The organism is Saccharomonospora xinjiangensis XJ-54, assembly GCF_000258175.1.
GTDB classification, from domain to species: Bacteria; Actinomycetota; Actinomycetes; order Mycobacteriales; family Pseudonocardiaceae; genus Saccharomonospora; species Saccharomonospora xinjiangensis.
The window spans coordinates 827,607-844,141 of record NZ_JH636049.1 but is presented as its reverse complement, the minus strand read 5'-3'; the positions used below and the strand labels follow the sequence as shown (position 1 = coordinate 844,141).

Sequence of the window (16,535 nt, the reverse complement as noted above, 5' to 3'; positions counted from 1 at the left end):
TGACAGAGTCGCGTCGCGAGCCGGACAGGCGGATGCGTCAGGGGCTCTGTGCTATGCGGTCACCGACGATCGCCGCTGTCGCCTCCCGCAGCAGTTCGGCGGCTCTGCGCAGGGAGTCTTCCTTCGAGGTGGCCTGGTCAACGAGGGCACGCCAGGCCGTGAATCCCGCTTCGGCGAGGTCGGCGGGGGAGAGCGTGATCCGCCCCGCGACAACGGCGACCGGCACTCCTGCTCCGTGTGCGCGGTCGGCGACCCCGGCGGGAGCCTTTCCCGCGAGGCTCTGGGCGTCCAGCGACCCTTCGCCCGTGATGACGAGATCGGCGCCGCGGACGGCGTCGTCGATGCCCGTGAGGGACGCGACGAGGTCGAAGCCCGACTCCACCTGGGCGCCGATCGTCATGGCTGCTCCCGCGACACCCCCGCCCGCGCCTGATCCGGGGACGGCGGCTATGTCGCGCCCCCCTGCCCGCAGCAACGCGTCGGCGCACGTGCGCAGCCCCGTTTCGAGATGCTCCACCTCGCGGGGCCCAGCACCCTTCTGCGGGCCGAACACGGCCGCGGCGCCGTCGCGGCCGAGCAGCGGATTGGTGACGTCGGTCGCCACCCTGAACTCGATGCCGTCGAGCAGCCGCCGCGCCGCTGTGAGGTCCACGGTGGCGACCGAGGTCAGAGCCCCGCCACCGAGCGGAACCGGGTTGCCCCGCGCGTCGTGGACGGTGGCCCCGAGCGCCCGCAGCATTCCGGCGCCGCCGTCGGTGCTCGCCGTGCCGCCGACTGTCAGCACCACGCCGCGAGCACCGCCCTCGACCGCGTGCCGGATCAGCTCGCCGACGCCCTGGGTGTGGGTGAGCAGGGCTGTCCGCGCGGACGGCTCGACGTAGGAGATACCGCACGCGCTCGCCGACTCCACGTAGGCACTTCCGCCCAGAACCACGTACCGTGCGGCGACCGGCCGCGACAGCGGTCCGGTGACCTCCACGTCCACCCTGCGGCCGCCCGAGGCGACAAGGACGTCGAGGGTGCCTTCCCCACCGTCGGCCACGGGGCAGCGATCGATTCGCGCGTCCCCTGCGGCGTCGCGGACACCGGCGGCCATGGCGTCGGCCGCCTCGACCGCGGTGAGGCAGCCCTTGAACTTGTCGGGAGCGACGACGACGTGCACGATCTAGCTCCTCACAGGAGTGGGCGGTTCCTCGCCACGCAGCACCGCGACGGCATTGCGTGCGGCGAGCACGGCCATCGCCGTGCGGGTCTCCGTCGTGGCGGACCCGAGGTGGGGCGCGAGCGCCACATTGTCCAGTTCCAGCAGCGCTGGATGGACGTCCGGTTCCCGTTCGAACACGTCGAGTCCCGCACCGGCGATCACACCGCTGCCCAGTGCCCCGGCGAGAGCGGCCTCATCGACGACGGGGCCACGGGTGGTGTTGATCAGGAAAGCGGTCGGTTTCATGGCGGCGAGCGCGCCCGCGTCGATCAGATGCCGGGTCTGCGGGGTGAGCGGGCAGTGCAGCGAGACGACATCGGAGGAACACAGCAGCTCGTCCAGCGGGACGTACCGGGCGTCGAGTTCCCGCTCCACCGAGGTCTCGGCGCGGCGACGTCCGGTGTAGACGATGCGCATCCCGAACGCTCGCGCCCTCCGGGCCACGGCCGTGCCGATCTGGCCGAGCCCGACGATGCCCAGCGTCTTGCCCTGGAGCCCGGTGCCGAGCAGGAACCCGAGATCGAACCGCCACGGTTCCCGCGCGCGCAGCAGCCGTTCACCCTCGCCGAGTCTGCGGGTCACCGACAACAGCAGGCCGAAGGTGAGGTCGGCGGTCGCATCCGTGAGCACGCCGGGCGTGTTGGTGACGACGACGTCGCGGGCGTGCAGGGCGGCCACGTCGATGTTGTCGTAACCGACGGCGACCGTGGACACCACCTTCAGCTGTGGGCCTGCCGCGTCGGCGAACGCTCCGTCCACCCTGTCGTGCAGCGTGCTCACCACGGCGTCGGCTCCTTTCACGGCGGTGTGCAACTCCTCGGTGGGCAGAGGGCGGTCCGGCTCGGGAACCCAGACGTCACCGGATTCCCGCAACAGCGCCATGGCGTCCTCGGCGATCCTCCGGGTCGCCACGATCCTGGGTCTCATCGAGGTCGTCCTCCCACATTCGTCGCAGGCCAGATGTGCCCCGCGAAGGACCTTAGCCGCACGAACGCTTCGGAGGCTCGGGGCGCGGCCGGAACCGGACGGCGCGGTGTGAGCAGGTCGGCTTCGTCACTTCGATCGATCCGGTGGTGGAGCGGGGCCGAGCATCCTGCGAGAGTTGCGGTCAGCAGCGCAAGGGACCTCGCAGGGATCGGGCGGGGACCACGCAGGGACGCAGAGGAGACACCATGACTGACGTGTTCGTGCTCGACGGGATTCGCACTCCCTTCGGCCGTTACGGTGGCGCGCTGTCCGGCGTGCGACCCGACGACCTCGCCGCACACGTACTGCGCGCGCTGGGGGAACGCAACGACCTCGACCCGTCCGTCATCGACGAGGTGATCCTGGGCGACGCGAACGGCGCGGGCGAGGACAACCGGAACGTGGCTCGCATGGCGACGCTGCTCGCTGGATGGCCGACGAGCGTGCCGGGCAGCACCGTGAACCGGCTCTGCGGCTCCGGCCTCGACGCCGCGATGCAGTTGAGCAGACAGATCGCGGTCGGTGAGGCGTCGGTCGCCGTCGCGGGCGGTGTCGAGTCGATGAGCCGCGCGCCGTGGGTGTTGCAGAAACCGGGTAAGGCGTTCCCGAACGGCAACGAGACGCTGCACTCCACCGCATTGGGCTGGCGGATGATCAACCCGAGGATGCCTGCGGAGTGGACGGTCTCGCTCGGGGAGAGCACCGAACTGCTGGCCGAGAGGTACGGCATCAGCCGCGAGCAACAGGACGAGTTCGCCCTGCGCAGCCACCGCGCCGCAGCGAAAGCATGGGACGAGGGCTTCTACGACGACCACGTCGTGCAGGTCGAGGGCACGGAACTACGCCGCGACGAGGGCATCCGCCCCGACACGTCGCGCGAGAAGCTCGCGAAGCTCAAGCCGTCGTTCCGCCCCGACGGCACAGTGACGGCCGGTAACGCCTCACCGCTGTCCGACGGTGCGTCGGCGGTCCTGCTCGCCGACCGGGCCGGTGCCGACCGGATCGGAGTCACACCGCTGGCGCGGATCGCGGGCCGCGGAGCGGCGGGAGTCGATCCGGACATGTTCGGCATCGGCCCCGTCAAGGCCGCCGAGATCGCGCTGAAGCGGGCCGGGATCGGCTGGGGTGACCTCGCGGCGGTGGAGCTGAACGAGGCGTTCGCCGCGCAGTCGCTGGCCTGTCTCGCCGACTGGCCGGAACTCGACCCGCAGATCATGAACGTCCACGGCGGTGCCCTCGCGATCGGCCACCCGCTCGGCGCGTCGGGTGGCCGCATCCTGGCGACACTGGCGCACACGCTGCGCAAGCGCGGCGGTGGCTGGGGTCTCGCGGCCATCTGCATCGGCGTGGGCCAGGGCCTCGCGGTGGTTCTCGAAGCCTGACCCCAAGGACGGTGAGCGGGGCCGCAGGCGATCGCCCGGCGGCCCCGGCCGCCGTTGCCTCGGGGAGCGTTCCGCCGGAGGCGATGGCATGTGGTGTTCCTGTGGTGGCCTCGGCGGTGAGTGGGCTGAGCGGCAACTGTGGTGGACGGGTGACCGTGGTGCTGCTCGGCGGCGAACGCGTGGTACCCGCAGCCGCGCTGAGCGGCGAGGAGCTGTGTGGGGTCTTTCGTTTCTCTGTCGTTTCTCCGGACAGTGAGTGACCTGTCACGCTACGATGCTGCTCGTTCGCGTATGGGTGAGGGGGCGAGCAGGTGGAAATCAACAGCGGAACTGGTGATCTTCCCGCAGACGGTGACGACCAGGGGACGTCGATGAGGCCGGGCGGCAGCGCCGCCGCCGATGTCGGTGGTATGGCGAGGCTGTGGGACGACACAAACTTCATCGTGGACGGCAAACCGTCCCAGCCGGGCGCGGAAGGAGGCTTCGACCTCGATCTCGCCACAGCCGAAGGCCTCTACAGAGAAGCCGTTTCTCTGGCCAACGACCTGGCGCAGATCATGATCGAAGCGGATCGCCTTTGTGAGACTCAGCCGCCGGCTGACGACCCGGCGAGTGTGAGTTTCAACAACGCTGGTGTCGAAGCGTTCAAAGCGGGCGCCGCGCATATCCAGGCCGAAGTGGAGTACTTCCGGAGCCTTGCCAGAGCGCTGGGAAAGGCATTGGGCGTCTATCAGGAATCCGATGAGCAGGCCGGACGGGACATCTTCGCCTCTGGTGACGAGGCGAAGTCCGGCGGGGGTTACATCTGATGAAGTTTGCAATCGCGGTGGTGGGCACCTGTGCTGTGTTGACTGTCGTAGGGTGTTCGGCGAAGCCGAGTAGTGAGGCGGTGCCGACGCCACTGTCGTCGGTGTCCTCGTCGGCGGGTTCTGGGGGTAGTCCGAGGTTGCCGCACAGTGGTGCCCCAGCCGTGGCGGACCCGTTGCCGGAGTCTGTGCTGTCGGATCATCCGTGCGAGGTGCTCACGCCGGAGCAGGTGCGGCAGGCGTTGGGACCAGGGGCGTCGGAGGGCGAACGCAGAGATCTGGAGCAAGTCGGGCCAGGCTGTGGTTGGGGGAATCCGGAGAATGCCGCTGCGTTCCAAATTGGCTTCAGTGTCGTGTCTCGGGAGGGGCTGAGCGCGCAGTATGCGAATACGAAGCCACAGAAGGCGGTTTTCCGGGAGTTGGCGTCGGTCGCAGGATTTCCTGCGGTGGCCTTCAAGAGAAGCGAAGACGACAACTTCTGCACTGTGGCAGTGGGAATAGCCGACGAGTATTCGATAACAGCTGGTGTGAGCCAGAGCTTGGAGAAGGAGTCAGACGGAACCGATTCCTGCGTTCCGGCGGAGAAGGTCGCCGAAGTGGTCGTGGGGAACCTGAAGGCCAAAGCGGGAAGGTAGCCAGTGAGGTCCGGGGCACCGTTGTTCGGGAAAGCCGACGGCCGTGTGGCTCGACGGTGCCCCACGTGTGTGGGTGCGATGGACGATCCGGTGGTGATCGATGCGTTGCCGGAGCCGGTGCTGTTCTGATGATCCGGGTGTGAGAGCCGGTCAGGGAGACAGCAGGGCGTGAGCTTCCGAGGGGAGAGCGCAAAGTCCTCCAGGCCGAGGACGGCCTTGCCCCCGTCGTGACGCGATAGGTTGGATACATCATGCAGTCACGTACAGGACGCGCCGCGCAGGCCGAAGGTGCGGGGACACCGTTGACGGGTCCGACCTCGGCGGGAGTGTCGTGAGAACCGCGGGCCTGCTCCTCGCGGCCGGAGCGGGGCGCCGGTTCGGCCGCCCCAAGGCCCTCGTCGAGGTGGAGGGCGAGGCTTTGGTGACCCGCGCCGTGCGCGTGCTGGCCGACGGCGGCTGCGACCCCGTCGTCGTCGTGCTCGGCGCGCGGGCCGACGACGTGCGAACGCTGCTGCCCGGCCGTGTCACCACCGTCAACGTGCCCGATTGGGAGGAAGGCATGAGCGCATCCCTGCGCGAGGGGCTGCGCACACTCGCCCACCTCACACCCGTTCCGGACGCGGCCCTCGTCCACCTCGTGGACCTGCCAGGCGTCGGGGCCGACGTCGTGGCCCGTCTCCGTGAGTCGGCCGCCCCCGAGGCGGTGGTGCGCGCCGCCTACGGCGGGGTGCCCGGCCATCCGGTTCTGCTCGGTCGCCGCTGGTGGGCCGACATCGCCGAGGTCACGCGCGGTGACGTCGGCGCGAGAGAGTGGCTGCGCAGCCGTGCCGACCTGCGGCTCGTGGAATGCGGTGATCTTTCCGAAGGCACCGACATCGACTCTCCTGCCGACCTGCCGGGGTCGCAGCGCGACTGAACAGGGGCCCCAGCCGCGCGCCGGGGCCAGTAGGCTCGGCCGTGTGACAGCCGACAGCAGCGGACTGCCCGGCTCGGGCGCGGTGTCGCCGGAGACACCGGACGAACTCGCCTCGATCCTGGACCAGGTCGGATACCTCGCCGACGAAGGTGTGGCCACGGCCGCGTTTCTGGCACTGCGCATGCGGCGACCCCTGTTCTGCGAGGGAGAACCCGGCACGGGCAAGACCTCGCTCGCGGTCGCACTCGCCGAAGCGCTGAAACAGCCGTTGATCCGGTTGCAGTGCCACGAGGGCATCGACGCGGGGCAGGCACTGTACGAATGGGATTTCCCCCGCCAGTTGCTGCACCTGCGGGCGCTGGAAGCAGCGGAGGGCGGGCGGCTCGACGCCGAGACCGCGGAGCAGTCCCTCTACACGGAACGATTCCTCCTGGCGCGCCCCTTGCTGCGCGCCCTCACATCGGCGCCGTGCGTGCTCCTCGTCGATGAGATCGACCGCGCCGACGACGAGTTCGAGGCATTCCTGTTGCAGCTGCTCGACGAGAACGCCGTCACGATCCCGGAGTACGGGGAGGTGAGGGCCGAGGTTCCGCCGCTGGTGGTACTGACGTCCAACCGCACCCGCGAGGTCCACGACGCGCTGAAGCGCCGGTGCCTCTACCACTGGCTCGAACATCCGGGGCTCGACAGGGAGATCGCGATCCTGCGCCGCAGGGTGCCCGGCATCGGCGACCGGCTCTCCCACCAGGTCGCCGAAGCCGTCCAGCGGCTGCGCTCGCTGGAACTGCTCAAGCCACCGGGCGTGGCCGAGGCCATCGACTGGGCGAAGGCGCTGACGGCGTTGAACAAGGACACGCTCGACGCCGCCTCCGCGGCCACCACACTCGGGGCCGTCCTCAAGTACAGCGAAGACCTCGACAGGGTGCGCGCGACACTCGATTCGCTGCTGAGCTGATGAACGCCGACAGCGTGGGGCAGTGCCCGCGGCCGGAGCACAATGGAGACATGAGCACGCGGGCGTCGAGGCCGCATTCGTCGGCTCGGCCGACGGTGGCTGGATCGTCGGCTCGGCCGACTGTGGCTGGATCGTCGGCTCGGCCGACGGTGGCTGGATCGTCGGCTCAGCCGACTGTGGCTGGATCGTCGGCTCAGCCGACTGTGGCTGGATCGTCGGCTCAGCCGACGGTGCCGACCCCGCTGCCCGGCCTCGTCGGCTTCGCGGCAGCGCTCCGGGAAGCCGGCTTGCGGTGCGACGCACACCGGGTGCGGGCCTATCTCGACGCGGTGGACCAGATGGACATCGCCGACCCGCGCCGCCTGTACTGGGCTGGCAGGGTGGCGCTGTGTTCGGAACCCGACGACATCCCTCGCTACGACGAGGCGTTCGCCGCGTGGTTCCGCGACGAGCCGCCCGTGCGGCAACGCAACGCCCTCCCCGTGCCCACGCCACCGAGGATCGCGGCTCTGGTGACCCAGCCTTCGGGAACGGGTGAAGGCACGGAAACGCAGGATCCGCTCAGTGTGGCCGCGACCGACGCCGAGGTACTGCGGCATCGCGACCTCGCCGAACTCACCAAGGCGGAACGGCGCCACCTGAGGGAGCTGCTGGACACGCTGCGTCCCGTGCCCGCGCCACGCCCGTCACTGCGGTACCGCACAGCGCGAAGAGGCCGGCTCGACGCGAGCCGGACACTGCGGGCGATGCTCGCGGGCGGAGGGGAACCGGGGAGGCTCGTGCACGCCAGGCGCCGAACACGGGCCCGCAGAACCGTGTTCCTCATCGACGTGTCCGGGTCGATGAAGCCGTACGCCGACGCCCTGCTGCGCTTCGCGCACGTCGTGGTCCGCGCGGCGCCCTCCGACGTGGAGGTCTTCACACTGGGCACGCGGCTCACCCGCGTGACGCGGCAGTTGCGGCAACGGGACCCCGAGCGCGCCATGCTCGACGCGGCGGGTGCCGTCCCAGACTTCGCCGGAGGCACGCGGCTCGGCGAGACGCTACGGGTGTTCCTCGACCGCTGGGGACAGCGCGGCATGGCTCGCAGGGCCACCGTGGTCGTTTTCTCCGACGGCTGGGAACGCGGCGACACCACGCCGCTTGGTGAGGCGTCGGCGCGGCTGAGCCGCCTGGCTCACCGGGTCTTCTGGGTCAACCCGCACGCGGGGCACGAGGGTTACCAGCCCGTGCAGTCCGGCATCGCCGCCGTCCTGCCGCACGTGGACCGGCTGCTCGCCGGTCACAGCCTGGCCACGCTGGAACGACTGCTGAGGGAGACCGCTCATGCATGACGTGCTGGACGAGCTGCACCGCCGCTGGCAGGCGGGACAGACCGTGGGAGTCGGAACCGTGGTGGCGACCTTCTCGTCGGCGCCCCGCGCGCCCGGCGCCGCGATGCTGGTGGGAGCCGAGGGCGACGTGGTCGGCAGCGTGTCCGGCGGCTGCGTCGAAGGTGCGGTGTACGAGCTGGCGCAGCAGGTCGTGGACACCCGCGTTCCCGTGCTGCAACGCTACGGCGTCAGCGACGACGACGCGTTCGCCGTGGGGCTGACGTGCGGCGGCATCATCGACATCTTCGTCGAGCGCATCGACCGCGACTCGATGCCCGAGCTGCCCGACCTCGTCACCTCGGTACGTGAGGGCACACCGGTGGCGGTGGCGACGATCGTCGAGCACACCGACCCGGCACTGGTGGGCAGCCGCATGCTGGTGTGGCAGGACCGGGTGGCCGGAGGGCTCGGCTCGTCGCGCATCGACGACGCCGTCGCCGACGACGCGCGCGGCCTGCTCGCCTCGGGCCGGTCGGGGACGCTGCGCTACGGGCCGGAAGGGCAGCGCAGGGGTGAGGGCATGGCAGTGTTCGTGAACTCCTTCGAACCGCAGCCGAGGATGCTGGTGTTCGGCGCGATCGATTTCGCCGCCGCGATGGCGAGGATGGGTTCCTTCCTCGGCTACGAGGTCACGGTGTGCGATGCCCGCCCGGTGTTCGCGACGAAGAGCCGGTTTCCGGACGCCGACCACGTGGTCGTGGACTGGCCGCATCGCTACCTGGCCGCGGAGGCCGAGGCAGGGCGCATCGACGGCAGGACGGTCGTCACCGTGCTCACCCACGACCCGAAGTTCGACGTTCCGGTGCTCAAAGTGGCGCTGCGCCTCGACCTCGCCTACGTCGGAGCCATGGGCTCCCGGCGCACCCACGACGACCGGCTGCGCCGCCTGCGTGAAGCCGGTATGACCGACGCCGAGCTGAAACGGCTGTCGTCGCCGATCGGCCTCGATCTCGGTGCGCGCACACCAGAGGAGACCGCCGTGTCGATCGCCGCCGAGATCATCGCTTTGCGGTGGGGAGGCGGGGGCCGCAGGCTGTCCGACACCGACGGCCGCATCCACACTGAACAGCACCGCTGAGCGAGCGAGGCCGATGAGGCGCCAGCCCATGGTGTCGAAGACACCTGGGGCAGCCGGATGTGGTTGCCGGAAGAGTCGCGGAAACCGGAGTCGATGCCGTAGGGCCGTTCCTCGGGAGGCTTTCGTCCTGGTCGTGCACCCACACCTGCATGCTGTGCCGATCCGGAATACCCTCACTCCTCACTGTTCGATCAGGTGTTCGGAGGTTGGCGACGTTACCCGTCTCCCTTCCCCGCTTCTTCCCGAAACGTCCGGAGTCGTGGCTGCCCGTACGCGCGCGGCACGCATCCGGGCACCGGGGCCGCCGAGGGCCGGAACTCACGCCGGTACGCGGTCGGTGACCTGCTGTAGGTGCGGGTGAAGCTGCTGGTGAACGACCCCACGCTGGTCAAGCCGACGGCGTGGCAGGTCTCGGTGACCGTCCGTTCGGTGGGACGCGGCAACGCCGCGGCGCGCTCCAGCCTCCTGGTCAGGAGGTAGGCATGGCGGATTCCCGAACGCCTCGCGCGAACGTTCGCAGAAGTAGGAACGCGGCAGCGCGGCCGCCTCGGCGAGGTCGGCGACGGTGAGTGGCTCGGCGTACCGCGCGTCGGCGAGGTCCTTCGCCCTCAGCAGGTGCCGGGTGATCGACGGGAAGCCCATGGGCGTCAGTACCCGGGCTCGGGCGACCTGGAACGCTCGTTTTGGTGCAATGCTGCAAAGCCGGTGCCCGATCGAGGGACGGGGCCGGGTCCTCCTGCGCCAGGGGTTGTCGCGGCAGTGTGGACGTAGCAGGGTTGCTTGTGAGGCCGATCACTGGATGATCGGCTACGGCCCTTCCACCCGCGGCCCGCTCCGGCGGGCCGAGCCAGTACAGGAGGCCCCATGCGCATCACCGTCACCGTTGACGGAACCCGCTACACCGACGAGGTCGAGCCGCGCACACTCCTCGTCCACTACCTGCGCAACCAGCTCGGCAAGGTCGGCACCGTGGTGGGGTGCGACACCAGCAACTGCGGTGCCTGCACCGTCCATCTGAACGGGCAGAGCGTCAAGTCGTGTTCGGTACTCGCCGTCCAGGCCGACGGCAGCGAGATCACGACGATCGAGGGACTCGCCCGCGACGGCGAACTGCATCCGGTGCAGAAGGCGTTCCAGGACAATCACGCGCTCCAGTGCGGGTTCTGCACACCGGGCATGATCATGCAGTCCCTCGACCTGCTTTCCGAGAACCCCGATCCCGACGAGAAGGCAGTCCGGGAAGGGCTTGAGGGCAACCTCTGCCGCTGCACCGGTTACCAGAACATCGTCCGTGCGGTGAGGGACGCGGCCGAGAGCATGCGGCCGGGAGCCGGACCAAGGGCCGAACGGGCCGGTGAGACCGCCGAGCGCGCCGCGACGGCACCGAGCATGGGCGGAGGTGCGGAGTAGATGACAGCCACGATGGAGCCGGAGATCGGCAAGGCCCGTCGCCGCAAGGAGGACGCGCGGCTGATCACCGGAAGAACCCGCTGGACCGACAACATCACGCTGCCGGGCATGGTTCATGTCGCGGTGCTGCGCAGCACCGTCGCACACGCGCGCATCACGAACATCGACACGTCCGAGGCGCGCCGGATGCCGGGCGTCATCGCGGTGTACACGGCCGACGACCTCGACCCCGATGGCGCCATCGGCATGCCGTGTGCCTGGCCGATCACGCCGGACATGAAGTGGCCGCGAAGGCCGGTCCTCGCGCAGGGCACCGTGAACTACGCGGGCGAGGGCATCGCCGTCGTCGTGGCGCGCAGCCAGGCCGAGGCGTACGACGCGCTCGCCGAGATCGACGTCGATTACGACGAATTGCCCGTGGTGCTGGGGCTGGAGCACGCGCTCGCGGACGACGCGCCGCTCGTGCACGCCGATCTGGGCACCAACCGCAGTGCCGTGTGGACGTTCGACTCCGCCGAGGCGGGGTCGGGTGACGACGTCGAGCGGGCCATCGCGGAGTCCGAGGTGGTGTTGCGGAAGCGGTTCCGGCAGCAGCGGCTGATCCCGGCGTTCATGGAGCCGAGGTCGGTGGTGGTTGACCCGACCGCGGCGCAGCTGACCATGTGGTCGGCGACGCAGATCCCGCACATCACCAAGACGTTGTCCGCGCTGACGCTCGGCATCCCCGAACACCAGTTGCGCGTCATCGCGCCCGACGTGGGCGGCGGGTTCGGCGGCAAGCTGGCGGTGATCCCCGAGGAGTTCATCGCGCTGCTCGTGGCCCGCAGGCTCGGCAAGCCGGTGAAATGGACCGAGTCCCGTTCGGAGTCGATGGTGGCGGCACACCACGGCCGCGACCAGATCCAGGACATCACCATCTGCGCCAAGCGTGACGGAACGCTCACCGGCTTGAAGGTGGAGCTGCTCGCCGACATGGGCGCCTATCTCAGCCTCGTCGGGCCCGGCGTGCCCATCCTCGGCGCGTTCATGTTCAACTCGATCTACAAGTTCCCCGCGTACCACTTCACGTGCACGAACGTGTTCACCAACACCACCGTCACCGACGCCTACCGGGGCGCGGGACGGCCGGAGGCCACGTTCGCCATCGAGCGCATCATGGACGAACTCGCGGCTGAACTGGGCATGGACCCGCTGGAGCTGCGGGAGAAGAACTGGATCGCCCACGACGAGTTCCCGTACACCACCGTCGCGACGCTGACCTACGACTCGGGCAACTACGAGGCCGCCACCGAGAAAGCCAAGCAGTTGTTCGACTACGACGGTCTGCGCCGCGAACAGCGCGAGCGGCGGGAGCGCGGCGACACGGTGCAGTTGGGTATCGGTGTCTCGACGTTCACGGAGATGTGCGGCCTGGCGCCGTCGCGGGTGCTCGGTTCACTCGACTACGGGGCAGGCGGCTGGGAGTACGCCTCCATCCGCATGCTGCCCACCGGTAAGGTCGAGGTCGTCACGGGGGTCTCACCGCACGGTCAGGGCCACGAGACGGCCTGGAGCCAGATCGTGGCCGACCAGCTCGGGGTCCCGTTCGAGGACGTCGAGATCCTGCACGGCGACACGCAGTCGTCCCCTCGGGGCCTCGACACCTACGGTTCCCGTTCACTCGCCGTCGGCGGCATCGCGGTCGTCAAGGCCGCGGAGAAGGTCGTGGCCAAGGCCCGCACGATCGCCGCGCACATGATGGAGTGCTCCGAGGACGACCTCGAATTCTCCGGAGGAACGTTCACGGTCAGGGGCACCGACCGGTCAACGGGAATCCAGGACATCGCCCTCGCGGTGTTCGCGGCTCACGACCTGCCCGACGGAGTCGAGCCCTCGCTCGACTCCGACGCGACCTTCGATCCGGAGAACTTCTCGTTCCCGCACGGCACCCACCTGTGCGCGGTGGAGGTGGACACCGAGACGGGGCGGGTGGCGATCCGCGACTACGTATGTGTTGACGACGTGGGTTCCGTGGTCAACCCGCTGATCGTCGAGGGCCAGATCCACGGTGGGCTCGCCCAGGGCATCGCGCAGGCGTTGTTCGAGGAAGCGGCCTTCGACGAGGGTGGAACGCTGATGTCGGGCACGTTCGCCGACTACCTGCTGCCGTCGGCGGCCGACCTGCCGTCGTTCACCACCGACCGCACCGAAACCCCCGCGACGACGAACCCGCTCGGGGTCAAGGGCGTCGGCGAGGCAGGCACCATCGCCTCAACACCCGCGGTTGTGAACGCGGTGGTGGACGCGGTGCGGCACTTCGGAGTCACCGACATCGAGATGCCGTGCACGCCGATGCGGGTGTGGCGGGCTGTCCACACAGGAGAGCGGGCCGCCGGAGGCCTTGGCACCGAGGCCGGTGGCGGTCTCGGATCGATCGACGCCGCGACTGGAGGTGCACAGTGATTCCGGCCCCCTTCGACTATGTGGCTCCGACCACGGTGGACGAAGCCGTGCGGGCTCTCTCCGAGGCGGGAGAGGACGCGAAGCTGATCGCGGGTGGGCAGAGCCTGCTGCCCGTGTTGCGGCTGCGTATGGCAGCGCCCACCACGTTGATCGATATCGGGCGGATCGCCGAGCTTCGAGGGGTGCGCGACGACGGCGACGCCGTCGTGATCGGGGCGATGACCACGCACCACGAGGTCTTGCGCGATCCGCTCATCGCCGACCACGCGGAACTGCTCGCCAAGGCGACTGCCACCGTGGCCGATCCGCAGGTGCGGCACAGGGGCACGTTCGGAGGCTCGCTTGCCCACGCCGATCCGGCAGGGGACCTCCTGGCGCCTGCCCTTGCTCTGGACGCGGAGATGGTGGTGCGCGGCATGGACGGCTCCCGGACGCTGGCCGCCACGGAGTTCTTCTCGGACTTCTTCACCACGGCCATGCGGCCCGACGAGATCCTCGTCGAGATCAGAGTGCCCAAGCACACCGGCTGGCGGGCGCACTACGAGAAGTTCAACCGGGTCGCGCAGGCGTGGTCGATCGTGGCCGTCGCCGCCACCGTGCGCACCGAGGCGGGCGACATCGCCGAGGCGAGGATCGCGCTCACCAACATGGCGTCGGTTCCGGTGCGGGCCAGAGCGGTCGAGGAGGCGCTGGTCGGTCAACCCGCCACGGCCGAGGCCATCAGAGCGGCCGCGGAACGTGCGGCGGAGGGCACCAGCCCCACCACCGACAGCAATGCCGACGCGGAGTATCGACAGCACCTCGCCCGGGTACTCACCGGCAGGGCACTCACCACGGCGGTGACGGGCTGACGGTCACGACGGCCCGTGAGTGAAGGCGGTGTTCCCGAGGCCACGCTCGGTAGCGATCTCCGGGTTACAGTGGCCTCGGGGACAGCCTTGGTGATCAAGCCCAGGCACGAAGGAAGACTTGAGGAAGGAGGTCGGCCCGTGCGGCTCGACCACGAATTCACCGTTCCGGCGCCCATCGACGAGGTGTGGAAGGCGGTGCTCGATCCGGAACGTGTCGCGCCCTGCATGCCGGGAGCCACCCTCACATCGGTGGAGGGTGACAAGTTCAAGGGCACGGTGAAGGTCAAGCTCGGGCCGGTGTCCCTGCTGTACAAGGGATCGGGCGAATTCCTTGAGAAGAACGCCGACGAGCGCAAGATCGTGATCAAGGCGTCGGGCAAGGACGCGCGGGGTGCGGGCACGGCGGCGGCCACCGTGACGGTCACTCTCACCGCCGAGGGCGGCTCGACCAAGGGCGGCGTGGCCACCGACCTGAACGTCACCGGAAAACCGGCCCAGTTCGGTCGCGGCATGATCTCCGAGGTCGGCGGCAAGATCCTCGACGATTTCGCCGCCAACCTGGCCGATATGCTCACCGGGGCAGGCGCGGCGAAGGCCATGCACGGCGAGGAGACCACGCCCGGTGCGCCGAAGACCTCCGAGGGCGCCACCGCGGGGGCCACGACAGGGACCGCAGCGGCGGCCGGAACGGCGGCGGCTGCGGGAACGGCAGAGGGAACGGCGGGAGCAGAGGCGGGCGCGGCACCCACCGGGAAGCCGAAGCTGGAGAGCGTCAAGCCGACGGCCACCACGCCGCAGAGGGAAGCCGAGCCCATCGACCTGTTCGACTACGCGGGTGCCTCCGTGGCCAAGCGGCTCGCGCCCGCGCTCGCGGGTCTCGCGGCCCTGTTCGCGTTTCTGGCCGTCCGAAGGCTGCTGCGCCGCCGCCACCGCTGCTGACAGGTGTGTCCGCAGTCTGTGCACGGGTGTTCGCACTGTGCGTACGACTGTTCGCACCTCGTGCACGGGTGCCTGCACCTGCTGCACGCCGCCGCGCGGGAAGACCGGCTCGTGCGGCGGCGTTGCACCCGGTATGAGCGCTGATCACGAGACCGACGTCGTCGTCATCGGTGCCGGTCAGGCAGGGCTGTCGGCCGCCTACTTCCTGCACCGCGCCGGACTGCGCGGCGATACCGGATTCGTGGTGCTCGACCACGGCAAACGGGCGGGCGGGGCGTGGCAGTATCGCTGGCCGTCGTTACGGATGGACCGGGTTCACGGCGTTCATGACCTTCCCGGGCTGCGGCTCGCCGAGGTTCCCGGCGCGAGCGACCCGGACCGTCCCGCCGCCGAGGTGATGGCGGACTACTTCGCCGAGTACGAGCGTGTGTTCGACCTGCCGGTGCGCCGTCCCGTGAGCGTGCGTGCCGTGAGCAGGACCCCTGACGGCCGGTTTCTCGTGGATTCGGCGGGGGAGGCGTGGTCGGCGCGTGGCGTGATCAACGCGACGGGAACGTGGGACAAGCCGTTCTGGCCGTACTACCCGGGCCGCGAGACGTTCCGGGGCAGGCAGCTCCATACCGCCGACTACACCGGTCCCGCACCACTGGCGGGCGCGCACGTCGTGGTCGTGGGTGGCGGCACATCGGCGGTACAGCTACTGACCGAGATCGCGGACGTCGCCGAGGGCACCACCTGGGTCACCCGGCGACCCCCGGTTTTCCACGAAGGCGAGTTCACACCGGAATACGGGCGGAAGGTCGTCGCGGCAGTGGATGCCCGGGTGCGCGAGGGGAGGCCACCGGGCAGCGTGGTGGGGGTGACCGGCCTGACGCTGACCCAGCAGGTGCGGGCCGCGCGGGACTCCGGAGTGCTGGTTCGGCACCCGATGTTCGAGCGCATCACGCCGGGCGGCGTGCGCTGGGCCGACGGCAGGGAGCAGCGCGCTGACGTGATCCTCTGGGCGACGGGCTTCCGCGCGGCGCTCGACCACCTCGCGCCGTTGCGGTTACGCGGGCCGGGCGGCGGTATCCGGATGGACGGGACGCGCGTGGTGGGGCAGCCCCGGCTGCGTCTTGTGGGCTACGGGCCGTCGGCCAGCACCGTGGGTGCGAGCAGGGCAGGACGGGAAGCCGTGCGTGGCTTGCTCGCCGAACTCGGCAGCTGAGCGATGTCCGCACGCGTCGGCAGCGAACGGACGGGAGCCCCACCGTCGCGTGTTCGCAGCCTCCGTCGGTGACGTCGCCCCTCCGCTGCGAGCATCCCGTGCGCACGGTGAGGGCGCACGCGCCCTGCGTGGACACAGGCGCACAGCGTGCGGGCTGAGGTGTGCAGTGTTCGGACACAGGCGCACAGCCTGCGGGGCCAGGCGTGCACCGTGGGAACTCGGTCCCCACGGTGCGGCACTTGCGTGGTGTGCGGGAGCTCATGCACACGATGGCGGCACGCGGTCACACAGTGCAAAGGCGCGCACAGGGTGCAAACACACGCGCACAGGGTGCCAACACCCGTGCACAGGGTGCGGACACGGCCGTCTGT

General features: G+C 69.8%; 15 protein-coding genes. 12 read left to right on the top strand and 3 right to left on the bottom strand.

The genetic code is table 11. The features are described 5' to 3' along the window. Positions 1–37 precede the first annotated feature (37 nt). Together SACXIDRAFT_RS03215 and SACXIDRAFT_RS03210 are read right to left on the bottom strand one after the other, a co-directional pair. Positions 38–1,162, bottom strand: coding sequence for a glycerate kinase (locus tag SACXIDRAFT_RS03215; protein ID WP_006237036.1), 1,125 nt, complete (start codon positions 1,160–1,162; stop codon positions 38–40). A 3-nt stretch (positions 1,163–1,165) separates the two neighbouring features. After that, complete coding sequence (locus SACXIDRAFT_RS03210) at positions 1,166–2,131, bottom strand: 2-hydroxyacid dehydrogenase (protein WP_006237035.1); 966 nt, start codon at positions 2,129–2,131, stop codon at positions 1,166–1,168. A gap of 245 nt (positions 2,132–2,376) precedes the next feature. On the opposite strand from SACXIDRAFT_RS03210, the gene SACXIDRAFT_RS03205 reads away from it, so the two are divergent. The 7 genes from SACXIDRAFT_RS03205 (at position 2,377) to SACXIDRAFT_RS03175 (ending at position 9,315) form a co-directional block, all read left to right on the top strand. Further along, positions 2,377–3,552, top strand: a complete 1,176-nt coding sequence (locus SACXIDRAFT_RS03205; protein WP_006237034.1) for a thiolase family protein — start codon at positions 2,377–2,379, stop codon at positions 3,550–3,552. Positions 3,553–3,923: 371 nt separating this feature from the next. Then, positions 3,924–4,361 (top strand): hypothetical protein, encoded by a 438-nt coding sequence (locus SACXIDRAFT_RS03200; protein ID WP_006237033.1) that lies wholly within the window; start codon positions 3,924–3,926, stop codon positions 4,359–4,361. Beyond that, entirely contained in the window at positions 4,361–4,993 is a 633-nt protein-coding gene (locus tag SACXIDRAFT_RS03195; protein WP_006237032.1) for a DUF3558 domain-containing protein, read from the top strand. The genes SACXIDRAFT_RS03200 and SACXIDRAFT_RS03195 overlap by 1 nt, the downstream gene beginning before the upstream one ends. A gap of 331 nt (positions 4,994–5,324) precedes the next feature. Beyond that, positions 5,325–5,909: a nucleotidyltransferase family protein gene (locus tag SACXIDRAFT_RS03190; protein WP_006237031.1), complete on the top strand. Its 585-nt coding sequence runs from the start codon at positions 5,325–5,327 to the stop codon at positions 5,907–5,909. Between the two features lie 43 nt (positions 5,910–5,952). Continuing rightward, the gene (locus tag SACXIDRAFT_RS03185) at positions 5,953–6,864 is read left to right on the top strand and encodes an AAA family ATPase (RefSeq protein ID WP_006237030.1); all 912 of its coding nucleotides are present in this window, start codon (positions 5,953–5,955) and stop codon (positions 6,862–6,864) included. A 203-nt stretch (positions 6,865–7,067) separates the two neighbouring features. Then, positions 7,068–8,198, top strand: a complete 1,131-nt coding sequence (locus tag SACXIDRAFT_RS03180; protein WP_050986903.1) for a vWA domain-containing protein — start codon at positions 7,068–7,070, stop codon at positions 8,196–8,198. Beyond that, complete coding sequence (locus SACXIDRAFT_RS03175) at positions 8,191–9,315, top strand: XdhC family protein (RefSeq protein ID WP_006237027.1); 1,125 nt, start codon at positions 8,191–8,193, stop codon at positions 9,313–9,315. The genes SACXIDRAFT_RS03180 and SACXIDRAFT_RS03175 overlap by 8 nt, the downstream gene beginning before the upstream one ends. A gap of 215 nt (positions 9,316–9,530) precedes the next feature. Here the strand turns inward: SACXIDRAFT_RS03175 and SACXIDRAFT_RS23490 are convergent, their stop codons facing one another. Next, entirely contained in the window at positions 9,531–9,758 is a 228-nt protein-coding gene (locus SACXIDRAFT_RS23490; protein WP_232285240.1) for a hypothetical protein, read from the bottom strand. 421 nt (positions 9,759–10,179) lie between these two features. Here SACXIDRAFT_RS23490 and SACXIDRAFT_RS03165 point away from each other — a divergent pair, with 421 nt between their 5' ends. The 5 genes from SACXIDRAFT_RS03165 to SACXIDRAFT_RS03145 all read left to right on the top strand — a co-directional run bounded on the left by SACXIDRAFT_RS03165 (position 10,180) and on the right by SACXIDRAFT_RS03145 (position 16,164). Beyond that, positions 10,180–10,725, top strand: coding sequence for a (2Fe-2S)-binding protein (locus tag SACXIDRAFT_RS03165; protein ID WP_006237026.1), 546 nt, complete (start codon positions 10,180–10,182; stop codon positions 10,723–10,725). Continuing rightward, complete coding sequence (locus SACXIDRAFT_RS03160; protein WP_006237025.1) at positions 10,726–13,167, top strand: xanthine dehydrogenase family protein molybdopterin-binding subunit; 2,442 nt, start codon at positions 10,726–10,728, stop codon at positions 13,165–13,167. Then, positions 13,164–14,018: an FAD binding domain-containing protein gene (locus tag SACXIDRAFT_RS03155; RefSeq protein WP_006237024.1), complete on the top strand. Its 855-nt coding sequence runs from the start codon at positions 13,164–13,166 to the stop codon at positions 14,016–14,018. The genes SACXIDRAFT_RS03160 and SACXIDRAFT_RS03155 overlap by 4 nt, the downstream gene beginning before the upstream one ends. Before the next feature lie 138 nt (positions 14,019–14,156). After that, positions 14,157–14,957 carry an SRPBCC family protein gene (locus tag SACXIDRAFT_RS03150; RefSeq protein WP_006237023.1) on the top strand — a complete coding sequence of 267 codons (801 nt, stop codon included), beginning with the start codon at positions 14,157–14,159 and terminating at the stop codon, positions 14,955–14,957. Between the two features lie 133 nt (positions 14,958–15,090). Beyond that, entirely contained in the window at positions 15,091–16,164 is a 1,074-nt protein-coding gene (locus tag SACXIDRAFT_RS03145; RefSeq protein WP_006237022.1) for an NAD(P)-binding domain-containing protein, read from the top strand. The last annotated feature ends 371 nt before the right edge of the window (positions 16,165–16,535 follow it).